The organism is Propioniciclava sp., from assembly GCF_029977985.1.
GTDB lineage: Bacteria > Actinomycetota > Actinomycetes > Propionibacteriales > Propionibacteriaceae > Propioniciclava.
Genome location: NZ_JARKOT010000081.1, coordinates 1 through 10381, shown reverse-complemented (window position 1 = coordinate 10381; position 10381 = coordinate 1). Strand labels below are relative to the sequence as shown.

The window sequence follows — 10381 nt, the reverse complement described above, 5'->3', positions numbered from 1 at the left end:
GCGCCCGTGATCCTGTTCCTGTCCGGCGGCCCCGGCGGCACCGAGATCGGGACGCTGCGCAACCAGTGGTCGGCCATCGAGCGCGCGTTCACCGTGGTCGTGTGGGACCAGACCGGTGCGGGCCTGAACGGCCGGTGTTGGCCGCGCGCCAGGCTCACCCTGGAGCGTGTGCTGGCCGACGCCGAGGGCGTCCTGCAGTACGTCGCCGACCGATTCGGCCGCCACCCCACCGTGGTGGGCAACTCGTGGGGCACCTTCCTCGGGGTGCTGCTCGTGCAAGCCCGGCCCGACCTCGTGCAGGCCTATGTGGGCACCGGGCAGATGGCCGATCTGCGGGCCACCGACGTCCTGTTCTACGAAGACACCCTCGCCTGGGCGCACGCCCAGGGCCGCTCGGACGTGGCCGACGAACTCCTCGCGCAGGGCCCGCCGCCGTACGACTCGATGTACCCGTACGAGGAGGCCTTCGCGCACGAGGGCGACTGGAACGCCTGGGACCGCGACCCGGCGGTCGGTGCGGCCGTCAATCCACTGGCCAACGTCGTGGACAAGCCGGAGCTCGACCCGGTCGCCAAGGTGCGCTACCTCGCGAACCTGATCGACACGTTCAGCGTGCTCTACCCGCAGGTGCAGGACTTCGACCTGCGCCGCGACGCCGCATCGCTGGCGGTGCCGGTGTACCTGGCCCAGGGTGTCCACGAGGCGCGGGGACGGGCGGTGTTGGCGCGCGCGTGGTTCGATGGGCTGGACGCCCCGCACAAGGAGTGGATCGACTTCCCGCACTCGGGGCACAAGGCGTTCGGCGAAGAGCCGGAGGCGTTCCTGGCGCTGTTGCGCCGCGTGGCGGCCTGACAGGCCCGGGGGCCGCTCAGGCGCCGCGCGCTGCGAGCCAGGCCAGGGCCTCGCGGCGGGACAGGGGCGACAAGCGGTCGGCGTGCGCGGCGACGTAAGCGCGCACCCAGGCGGCGTCGGTCTTGCTGTACTCGCGCAGTGCCCACCCAATGGCCTTGCGGGCGAAGAAGTCGGGGTCGTCCCAGCTGCCCTCGATGGCGTGGGTGAGCAGGGCGCGGTCGGTGCGGGCCTTGGAACCCAACTGGCAGAGGATCGCGACGCGCCGCACCCACAGGTTCTCCTCGCGCGCCCACCCACGCAGGACCGGGGTCATCGCCGCTGGCGCGGCCCGCAGGAGGTCGCCGACGCAGTGGGAGGCGATCTCGTCGACGACGTCCCACCACGCGCCCGCCGTGACCAGGCGCTTCAGGAGAGCGACCGAGTCGGGGTGGGGGTCGCGCGCCCAGACGCGGTAGCGCCGGTGGCGCCACAGCCCGATCGCCGCATACCACTCCTCGCGATGCGTCGCCTCGTCCCACAGGCGCGCGATCGTGGCGCGCCAAGCGCCTGGGTCGGGCAGCGGATGCGCTTCGACCACCGGCCGCAGCGCCGCCCGCACCTCTGCGTTCGCCAACCCCCAGTAGGGCAGCGCGGACTTCATGTAGCGCTGTTGGTGGACCGCCCGCTCCGGATCCGCCCGCTCGGCGAGCGCCGCCCGGACGGCGGCGACGAGGGTCGGGTCGGCTGTCACGGCGTTCAGCCTAGGGTGGGGCGCGCCGCGTGCGGCCAGATTCACACTCAGCGCCGCCCCACGCTCAGGTGGACGGCCATGCCTGTTTTGAGTGTGAACATAGCCGCACGAACGCCGGCGCACTGCCGCGCGGCGCGGAGGGAGTGAGGGGTCGAACCGGCAGAGGGCGCGCCGCTGGGGTCGTCGCGGGCTCGCGCCACCGGCTGCGACGGGTTGTTCGCCCAGCCCGCTGACAGAGCCCGGCCGGTCTGCTCTACTGGGCGGGTGCCCCCACGCGACGAGGCCGATGCCTTCGACACGATGATCGCCGGCGTCGACCGCCGCTTCCTGGCGGCGAGCCGTGCGTGGGTGTGCGGACGAGCCTCGGGGGAGGTGCTGGAGGTCGCCATCGGCACCGGCCTCAACCTGCCGCTCTACCCCGACGGCGTCCGCCTCACGGGGCTCGACGTCAACCCGGACATGCTCGCCGGCGCGCGCAGGCGAGCGGCCACGCTCGGCCGGACCGTCGATCTCGTCGTCGGCGACGCCATGGACCTGCCCTATGCCGATGACCGCTTCGACACCGTCGTCAGCACCTGGTCGCTGTGCGGAGTGCCGGACGAGCGGCAGGTCGTTGCAGAGATGGTGCGGGTGCTCAGGCCGGGCGGCAGCCTGCTGCTCGCCGACCACGTCGCGTCAACGAACCCGCTTGTCCGGGGCCTGCAACGTCTCGCCGAGGCGTTCACCGTGCCCGGGCAGGGCGAGTACTGGACGCGACGCCCCTTGCTCGCCGTGCGCGACCTCGGGCTCGAGATCGTCGCTACCGACCGCCTTCACGTCGGAGCCGTCGAGCGTGTGCACGCCCGGGTTCGCGACACGCGGACGCCACCGCCCATGGCGTCCGGACCCGCAACCGTAGGGTGAGCGCGACGCCACCGATCCGATAGGGGACCGAACGTGCGACAGGTGCCTTCCTCCACCTGCTCTACCGCGGACGCTCAGAACACCTGGTTCCGACGCGCCCGCCGAGCCATCATCGCGACCACTGTCAGTCTCGCGCTGCTCGCCGGTGCCCCCGCGTTGGCGTTCGGTGAGACGGACCTCGAGGCCCGCCATGCCGAACTGCAGCGGCAGATCGAGGCGGCTCAGGCGAGCGTTAACGAACAGCAGGGGGCCGTCGACCGCGCACAGGCCGCGCTGCAGGCGTCCCAGCAGCAACTGGCCGAGGCTCGGGCCGCCCTCGAGCAGACCCGCGCCGACCTGCAGGCAGCCAGGGACGCCGACGCCGTCCTCGCCGCCCAACTCGCCCACGAGCAGGATCTCCTCCGGCAGGCCCGCGCCGAGACGGCCCGCGCCAAGGCGGCGGTCGAGGCGCAGCGGCAGGTCATCGCCCGCGCGGCGCGGGACGCCTTCCAGCAGCGGACCAACCTGACCGGCATCCAGGTCGTCGTGGGGGCCCAGACGCAGGGGCAACTGCAGCAGCGCCTCCAGTGGGACACCACCATCTTCGACGCCACCGGCGCGCGCATGACCGAACTGCAGCGGCTCGAAGGGCTCGTCCAGGAAGCGGAGGCGAAGCAGGCGGCCGTTGAGGCGTCCGCCGCGGAGGCCAAGCAGGCGTCGGAGGAGAACGTCCAGCGGATCAGCGACCTCGAGGCGCAGGCGGCCCAGCAGGAGGCGGACGTCGCGGCGCTCGTCGCCAGCAACGAGACGTATGCCGCCGAGGCGCAGGCGGCGCTCGACGCCGACCAGCAGAACTACAACGCGCTGCTGGCCGAGGAGAGCCAGGTCGAGCGGGACATCGCCGCCATCGTCGCCGACCAGCTCGCCAACGGAGCCCCCCGCGAGGACATCGCGAAGCTCGTGGCGATGGGCGTCGTGTCGACCGACCCTGCGACGTATCCGCTCGCCAACGAGGGCGCGCAGATGATCCTGAGCCCGCAAGGGTTCATCCGACCGGTGCGGGCCAAGCCGGGGTCGCCGTTCGGGATGCGGTTCCACCCCATCCTCAAGTACTGGCGCATGCACAACGGCTACGACTTCGGCGCCGCCTGCGGTGAGCCGTTGTACGCCGCCCAGTCGGGGAAGGTCGTGAAGGCCGGTGTGCAGGGTGGGTTCGGCAACTACACGATCATCGACCACGGCGTGATCGGCGGTAAGTCGATCATGACGGGCTATGCGCACCAGTCGTCGATCGTCGTGAAGGTCGGCCAGCGCGTCGAGATGGGCCAGCTCATCGGCTACGTGGGCACCACGGGGCTCTCCACCGGCTGCCATCTACACCTTCAGGTGTACGCCAACGGCACGCCGGTGAACCCGCTCACCTACGTTCCCTGAGGCGGCGGCGTCCACCTTCATCGGGTGTGTGCGGGTCTGTGCTGCGAAACGAGTGCTCCAGCACCGGTTCGGCAGCACGGAGGTGCACACGGGGGACCTCCCGCGGGCGGTTGAGCTCTCCCTCAACGCGGCGGGCCGAGAAACTCGAAGCCCGGGACGTTCCGGAGGATCCAGTACCCCGCGATGACCACGGGCAGCACGTTGAGGAGCCGGGCCGGGGGCGTCCAGACCCGCGGGACGCCGAGCCAGGCGCGCCGGACGGCGGTCACCCAGACGACGAAGAACAGGGGCAGGGCCGCGAGCAGCCCAGGGTTGAACGCCCATGCGGTGGCCACATCCCCGCCCAGGAGGGCGTGCAGAGCGCGGAGCGTGCCGCAGCCGGGGCAGTAGAAGCCCGTCGTCAACAGGAAGGGGCAGGTCAGCCAACTGCCGGCGACGTTCGGATCGCGCAACCACGTCGCCACGCAGACGGCCGCCACCCCACCGGCCGCCACCAGGGGGGAACGCAGACGCGACCACCGCCCCGCGACGCTCGAGGGCGGCGCGGAGGGTGGTCGCGTCAACGCAGTCACATCGCTCATCGTAGGCGAGCGATCCTCGTGCCGGACGCCGGCGGCGTCCGGCCCCGGCTCACTGGTTGGCGCCGAGGAGGGCGTTGAAGCCGCCGAGGAAGATGTTCGCGACGATGCCGACGGCCCACAGGATGAGGGACACGATGGCGATGATGCGCGCGGTGTTCACCTTGGAGGTGTCGTAGCCGCCCGGCGCCTGCAGGATGCCGTTGGCCGTGATGAGAACCCAGATGTTGACGGGCGCGCAGCAGATGAGGGCGACGATGCTCGTGATGAGCAGGGTCTGGGCCTTCGGGTGCTCGCCGCCGCCGATGGGCGCGCCGGGGTAGCTACCGGGAGGGGGTGCTTGGTAGGTCATGACGACTCCTTGAAAGTAACCGAGACGTCCCGCGGTGTTGCCGGACTGAGCGTGATCCTTCCACAGCCGCCAGTCCCGGTGCGCCGTGTCCACGCCACGGCACACGATTCAGCATGGGGAGAACTCCCCATCGCCATGCCCGTGACAAGCACCGATCCGGGCGGACGCCGCCGGCTCAGTCCCGCGCGACCTCGCGGACCGGCCGCCGGACGAAGCCGTGCTCCAGAGCCCACAGCACGGCCTGCGAGCGCCGCTGGACACCGATCTTGCGGTAGGCGGTGCGGATGTAGGACTTCACCGAGTTGATGCTCAAGTAGGCCCGTTTGGCGATCTCGTCGTTCGACAGCCCCTGCGCGATGAGGGCGATCACCTCGGATTCCCGACTGGTCAACCCGTACTCGGCGCCAGGGTAGGACGTCGTGTGGTCGTCGACACGGTCGACGGCTTCCGGGAACACCCTGTCGCCGGCGTGAACGCGGACGAGGGTGTCCACGAGTTCCTGCGCGGACGCCGCCTTCGACACGTACCCGTCGACCCCCTGCGCCTTCGCCTTCGCGAGGAGGCCGGCCTGGGCGTTCCAGCTGTAGATGACGACGTGACCCACGTGCGGCTTGGCGACCAGTTCGTCGACGTCCTTCTCGCCCGCCTGCGTGTTGGAGAACGTGTCGTACAACACGATGTCGACGGGTTGGGTGGGCGGCAGGTCGACAGCGATTTCGACAACCCGGATCTGCGGGGCGTCCGCCAGCATCCCGGCGACCCCTCTCACCACCACCTCGTAGTCGTTCACGATCGACACCGTGATCGGCCTTGTCGCTGCAGACATGGAATCCAGCTTAGTCAAACCCCGGTCGGGGCGCGTACCGTGCCCGCATGGAGTCCGTTGCGCTCGCCCGCGTCGTCGCGGTGGTGGACGCCGTCGGCGCCACCTCGTCGCGCCACGGCAAGGTGGCCGCGCTGTCCGAACTGCTGGCCGAGGCGGCGCCCACGGACGTGGTTCCGCTCGTCGGCCTGCTCCGTGCACAGCCCCGGCAGGGACGTCTCGGCGTCGGCTGGCGCACCCTCGCCTGCCGGCCGCTCGGCGAGCCGGGCGCGGCCTCGCTCAGCGTCGCCGACGTGGACGCCGCGTTCGCGGCCCTCGCGGACGTCCCGGCCGGTGCGGGGTCCGGCACGCGGCGCCTGGCGATCCTCGACGACCTGCTGGGGCGGGCGACGGCGTCCGAGCGCGACTTCCTCGGGCGCGTGCTGCTGGGCGAACTGCGCACGGGTGCGCTCGACGGCGTCCTCACGGATGCGATCGCGGCGGCGTCGGGTCGGCCGCCGGCGGTCGTCCGGAGGGCCGCCATGCTCGCGGGCGACCTGGGCGCGACGGCCGAACTCGCCCTGACCGAGCCCGCTGCGCTTGACGCCGTCGGTCTCACCGTGGGCGTCCCGGTGCTGCCGATGCTCGCTTCGAGCGCGGCCTCTGTCGAGGAGGCGCTGGCGACGACGGGCGAGGCGTCCGTGGAGTACAAGCTCGACGGCGCCCGCATTCAGGTGCACCGCGACGGGGACACGGTGCTCGTCGTGACCCGCAGCCTCGCCGACGTGACCGCCCGTGTGCCCGAGGTCGTCGCGGCCGCGCGGGCGCTGCCCGTCGAGCGGGCGATCCTCGACGGCGAGACCCTCCTCCTCGGCGAGGACGGTGCCCCCCGCCCCTTCCAGGAGACCATGGCCCGATTCGGTGCCGAGGCCGAGCGGGAGGCGCTCCTGCGGCCCTGGTTCTTCGACCTCCTCCACGTGGACGGCCGCGACCTCATCGACGCCCCGCTCGCCGAACGGCGCCGCCTGCTGGCCGAGGTGGCGGGCGACCTCGTCGTGCCCGGTGTGGTCACCGCCGATCCGGTGACTGCTGCCCGCCTGGCCGACGAGGCCCTTGCCCGCGGTCACGAGGGCGTCGTCGTGAAGGCCGTCGATTCCCCGTACGCCGCCGGACGCCGCGGCAAGGCCTGGGTGAAGGTCAAGCCGGTGCGCACCGCCGATCTCGTCGTGCTGGCGTGCGAATGGGGGTCCGGACGCCGCCGCGGCTGGCTCTCGAACCTCCATCTCGCCGCCCGCGACCCCGACGGTGCGTTCGGGCCGCCGGGCGGGCTGGTCATGGTGGGGAAGACCTTCAAGGGCATGACCGACGAGCTGCTCGCCTGGCAGACGAGACGCTTGCAGGAGATCGAGACGCACCGGGACTCCTGGGTCGTGCACGTTCGGCCGGAGCTCGTCGTGGAGATCGCGTTCGACGGCGTGCAGGCGTCGTCGCGCTACCCCGGCGGGGTGGCCCTGCGGTTCGCGCGGGTCAAGGGCTACCGCCCCGACAAGGCAGTCGCGGACGCCGACACGATCGGTTCGCTGCGGGCGCTGCTGCCCGGCTAGGACCACGTCATGTGGCAACCGTGGAACACGGTTCAGCACCGCAGGCAAGAAACGGTAGGGTGAGCCGCGTGCCCCGGCTGTCGGCGGGGCCGATCTGGTACGGAGGTCAGTTTCGTGGCGAGTCGTCAAGACGTCGATCGGGAGCCCTTGGCTTCATGGTCGCGCCGCCACATCGACATGATGCGGGCGGGTTCGCAGCGCTGTCGTTGACGGCTCCGCGCTCTCGCCGCTCCCCGGGCCCCGCGCCCGCCCCTTCCGTCCCCACCCGAACCAGAAAGAAACTCCCACCATGCGCTTCATCAAGCCCGTGGCGGCCCTCGTCGCCGCCCTCACCGTCACCCTCGCCGGCTGCGCTGCGCCGTCCGGCAACCCCACCGCCGCCACCTCCGACGACGCCCCGATCACCATCGGCGTCGTGGGCGCCTCCTCCCCCGAGTGGGCCGTCTACCAGGAGAAGGCCAAGGCCCTCGGCATCGACGTCACGATCCGCGACTTCACCGACTACACGACGCCGAACCCGGCCGTCAGCGACGGGTCGCTGACCGCGAACCAGTTCCAGCACCTGCTCTACCTGGCGCGCTACAACCTCGACAACAACGCCGACCTGGTGCCGATCGCCTCCACGGCGATCTACCCGCTGGCCCTCTACAGCAACGCCTACACGGCGGTCGCCGACATCCCGGCCGGCGCCCAGATCGCCGTGCCCAACGACGAGACCAACAAGTCCCGCGCCATCCACCTGCTCGCCGAGAACGGCCTGCTCACCCTCAAGGAGGGCACGGGCATCATCGCCGCGGAGGAGGACATCGACGGGGCCGCGTCCAAGGTCACCGTGGCGCCGATGGACGCGCAGCAGACCGTGACGGCACTGCCGTCGATCGCCGGCGCGGTCGTGAACAACGACTTCGTCAACGACGCCGGCCTCGACCCCGAGAAGGCGCTCGCCGAGGACGACCCCAGTGACGCCTCGGCGCAGCCGTACATCAACGTGTTCGTCGTCCGGGCCGCGGACGCCGACAACGAGCGTCTGCTGCAGCTCGCCGGGATCTTCCACGACGCCGATTTCGAGGCGGCATTGAAGGAGCAGTCGGCCGACTCGGCGGTGATCGTCAACGACACCCCCGAGCAGCTCCAGCAGATCCTCGCCGACGTCACCACGTCGCTCAAGGGCTGACCGGAAGCCGCGATGGCTCGACCCATCATCACGTTCGACGGCGTGCACAAGGTCTTCGGGGAGCTCCCGAAGGCTGTGCACGCCGTCGATGACGTCTCGCTCTCCATCGACGCCGGGGAGATCTTCGGCGTCATCGGCTTCTCGGGGGCCGGCAAGTCGACGCTGGTGCGGCTCATCAACGGCCTCGAGCCGGTCACGTCCGGATCGCTCGTCGTCGACGGGCACCCCGTCTCGGCCATGACGGACAAGCAGCTCCGCGCCGTCCGCCCCGACATCGGCATGATCTTCCAGCAGTTCAACCTGTTCGGCAGCAAGACCATCGCCGAGAACGTGGCCTACCCGCTGCGGCTGGCCAAGTGGGACAAGGTGCGCCGCGCCGAGCGCGTCGCCGAACTGCTCGCCTTCGTCGGCCTCACGGAGAAGGCGGACGCCTACCCGTCGCAGTTGTCCGGTGGCCAGAAGCAGCGGGTCGGCATCGCGAGGGCGCTCGCGACCAACCCGAAGATCCTGCTCGCGGACGAGTGCACCTCGGCCCTCGATCCGCAGACCACCCGCGAGGTGCTCGACGTGCTGCGCCGTGTCAACGACGAGCTCGGAGTCACCATCGTCCTCATCACCCACGAGATGGACGTCGTGCGCTACCTGTGCGACCGCGTCCTCATCATGGAGAACGGCAAGGCGGTCGAGCTCGGCGACGTCTACCAGGTGTTCGCCCGCCCCGAGGCGCCCGTGACCCAGCGGTTCGTCGCGGCCACGATGCGCGACAAGCCGTCACCCGAGGCGCTCGGGCGCCTCGCCGCCTCCCACCCCGGACGCCTCCTGACGGTCCCGATCGTCGACGACGCCCACACCGACGCCGAACGCGCGGCCGTGTTCGTCCGGCACGGGCTGGAGGCCCGCGTCATCTACGGCGGCATCATCGAGATCTCCGAGCGGCCCTACGGGTCGCTCACCTACGCCGTCACCGGCGACGAGGCCGCCGTGGATGCGGCGGTCGCCGAGCTCGCGCGCTCCGGTGGGGTGACCGAGCACGACCGGGCGACGCTCGCGGCGGCGTCCGGAGCCAAGGCCCAGCAGGCGCAGGAGGGGCAGCGATGAAGTTCGACTTCGCCACCAACGGCGGCATCTTCCTCGAGGCGATCGGGACGACGCTCTACATCGTCGCTGTGGCGCTCGGTGTGGGCGGGCTCGTGGGGCTCGGGCTCGGCGTCCTGCTGTTCATCACGCGCGCGGGCGGGCTGCGGCCGAACGCCGTCGTGTTCAACCTGCTCAATCTGCTGATCAACTTCTTCCGGCCGATCCCGTTCATCATCTTCATCGCGGCCATGGGGCCGCTGACGCTGGCGGTGGTCGGGTCGAGCATCGGGACCAACGCGTTCATCTTCCCGGCGGCCCTCATGGTGAGCTTCGCCTCGGCGCGCCTCGTCGAGCAGTCGCTCGTGTCGCTCGACCCGGGGGTCGTGGAGGCGGCGCAGTCGATGGGCGCGTCGACGTGGACGATCATCCGCACGGTGGCGATCCCCGAGGTGCTCGCGCCGCTGATCTTGGCGTACACGTTCCTGTTCGTCGCGGTGGTGGACATGTCGGCCCTGGCCGGCATCGTCGCCGGTGGCGGGTTGGGCGCGTTCGCGCTGAGCTACGGCTACCAGCGCTTCGACTGGGCGATCACGTGGATCACCGTCGCGGTGATCGTGCTCCTCGTCCAGTCGGTGCAGTACCTGGGCAACTGGCTCGCGCGCCGGGCATTGCGCCGCTGACTCACGCGTAGTCCCCCTCGATCCAGCGGTTGACGGCCTCGCGCACCGAGTCGGCCTTGAGCGTGTCGATACCGTGCCCCTGGCTCGTCTCGAGGAGCTTCTTGTCCGGCGTGGGCATGGCCGCCATGGCGGCCGCGACGGCGTCCCGGTCGGCCGCGTCGCTCGCGGAGAAGACGAACAGCGCCGGCACGTCGATGCCGGGGGCGTCCGCGGCGA

The 10381-nt window shown here is 71.1% G+C and carries 12 protein-coding genes; 7 read left to right on the top strand and 5 right to left on the bottom strand.

Translation table 11 applies throughout. The annotated features are described in order from the left end of the window. The coding region (locus Q1K57_RS04650) for an alpha/beta hydrolase (protein ID WP_300079503.1) at nt 1-852 on the top strand (852 nt) is incomplete at its 5' end. A gap of 16 nt (nt 853-868) precedes the next feature. On the opposite strand, the gene Q1K57_RS04645 is transcribed toward Q1K57_RS04650, so the two are convergent. Next, nucleotides 869-1582 (bottom strand): DNA alkylation repair protein, encoded by a 714-nt coding sequence (locus Q1K57_RS04645; protein ID WP_300079500.1) that lies wholly within the window; start codon nt 1580-1582, stop codon nt 869-871. 264 nt (nt 1583-1846) lie between these two features. Here Q1K57_RS04645 and Q1K57_RS04640 point away from each other — a divergent pair, with 264 nt between their 5' ends. Continuing rightward, nucleotides 1847-2485, top strand: coding sequence for a class I SAM-dependent methyltransferase (locus tag Q1K57_RS04640; RefSeq protein WP_300079498.1), 639 nt, complete (start codon nt 1847-1849; stop codon nt 2483-2485). 42 nt (nt 2486-2527) lie between these two features. Next, nucleotides 2528-3898 carry a M23 family metallopeptidase gene (locus tag Q1K57_RS04635; RefSeq protein ID WP_300079496.1) on the top strand — a complete coding sequence of 457 codons (1371 nt, stop codon included), beginning with the start codon at nt 2528-2530 and terminating at the stop codon, nt 3896-3898. Between the two features lie 122 nt (nt 3899-4020). Here the strand turns inward: Q1K57_RS04635 and Q1K57_RS04630 are convergent, their stop codons facing one another. The 3 genes from Q1K57_RS04630 to Q1K57_RS04620 all read right to left on the bottom strand — a co-directional run bounded on the left by Q1K57_RS04630 (nt 4021) and on the right by Q1K57_RS04620 (nt 5654). Further along, the gene (locus Q1K57_RS04630; protein WP_300079494.1) at nt 4021-4479 is read right to left on the bottom strand and encodes a DUF2752 domain-containing protein; all 459 of its coding nucleotides are present in this window, start codon (nt 4477-4479) and stop codon (nt 4021-4023) included. Nucleotides 4480-4528: 49 nt separating this feature from the next. Then, complete coding sequence (locus tag Q1K57_RS04625; RefSeq protein WP_300079492.1) at nt 4529-4828, bottom strand: hypothetical protein; 300 nt, start codon at nt 4826-4828, stop codon at nt 4529-4531. A gap of 175 nt (nt 4829-5003) precedes the next feature. Continuing rightward, a complete protein-coding gene (locus tag Q1K57_RS04620) occupies nt 5004-5654 on the bottom strand; it encodes a response regulator transcription factor (RefSeq protein WP_300079490.1) in 651 nt (216 codons plus the stop codon). A gap of 47 nt (nt 5655-5701) precedes the next feature. Here Q1K57_RS04620 and Q1K57_RS04615 point away from each other — a divergent pair, with 47 nt between their 5' ends. From Q1K57_RS04615 to Q1K57_RS04600, 4 genes are all read left to right on the top strand, one after another. Next, entirely contained in the window at nt 5702-7234 is a 1533-nt protein-coding gene (locus Q1K57_RS04615; protein WP_300079487.1) for an ATP-dependent DNA ligase, read from the top strand. 289 nt (nt 7235-7523) lie between these two features. After that, a complete protein-coding gene (locus tag Q1K57_RS04610) occupies nt 7524-8408 on the top strand; it encodes a MetQ/NlpA family ABC transporter substrate-binding protein (protein WP_300079485.1) in 885 nt (294 codons plus the stop codon). 12 nt (nt 8409-8420) lie between these two features. Then, the gene (locus Q1K57_RS04605) at nt 8421-9506 is read left to right on the top strand and encodes a methionine ABC transporter ATP-binding protein (protein WP_300079483.1); all 1086 of its coding nucleotides are present in this window, start codon (nt 8421-8423) and stop codon (nt 9504-9506) included. Continuing rightward, nucleotides 9503-10165 carry a methionine ABC transporter permease gene (locus tag Q1K57_RS04600; RefSeq protein ID WP_300079480.1) on the top strand — a complete coding sequence of 221 codons (663 nt, stop codon included), beginning with the start codon at nt 9503-9505 and terminating at the stop codon, nt 10163-10165. The genes Q1K57_RS04605 and Q1K57_RS04600 overlap by 4 nt, the downstream gene beginning before the upstream one ends. A 1-nt stretch (nt 10166) precedes the next feature. On the opposite strand, the gene Q1K57_RS04595 is transcribed toward Q1K57_RS04600, so the two are convergent. Next, nucleotides 10167-10381, bottom strand: a 215-nt coding sequence (locus Q1K57_RS04595; RefSeq protein WP_300079478.1) for a hypothetical protein, incomplete at its 5' end; no start/stop codon positions are given.

Excerpts from the sequence above, each read along its gene's own strand:
- Q1K57_RS04630 (WP_300079494.1), bottom strand. The coding sequence starts at position 4,479 with ATGAGCGATGTGACTGCGTTGACGCGACCACCCTCCGCGCCGCCCTCG.
- Q1K57_RS04625 (WP_300079492.1), bottom strand. The coding sequence starts at position 4,828 with ATGACCTACCAAGCACCCCCTCCCGGTAGCTACCCCGGCGCGCCCATC.
- Q1K57_RS04620 (WP_300079490.1), bottom strand. The coding sequence starts at position 5,654 with ATGTCTGCAGCGACAAGGCCGATCACGGTGTCGATCGTGAACGACTAC.
- Q1K57_RS04615 (WP_300079487.1), top strand. The coding sequence starts at position 5,702 with ATGGAGTCCGTTGCGCTCGCCCGCGTCGTCGCGGTGGTGGACGCCGTC.
- Q1K57_RS04610 (WP_300079485.1), top strand. The coding sequence starts at position 7,524 with ATGCGCTTCATCAAGCCCGTGGCGGCCCTCGTCGCCGCCCTCACCGTC.
- Q1K57_RS04605 (WP_300079483.1), top strand. The coding sequence starts at position 8,421 with ATGGCTCGACCCATCATCACGTTCGACGGCGTGCACAAGGTCTTCGGG.
- Q1K57_RS04600 (WP_300079480.1), top strand. The coding sequence starts at position 9,503 with ATGAAGTTCGACTTCGCCACCAACGGCGGCATCTTCCTCGAGGCGATC.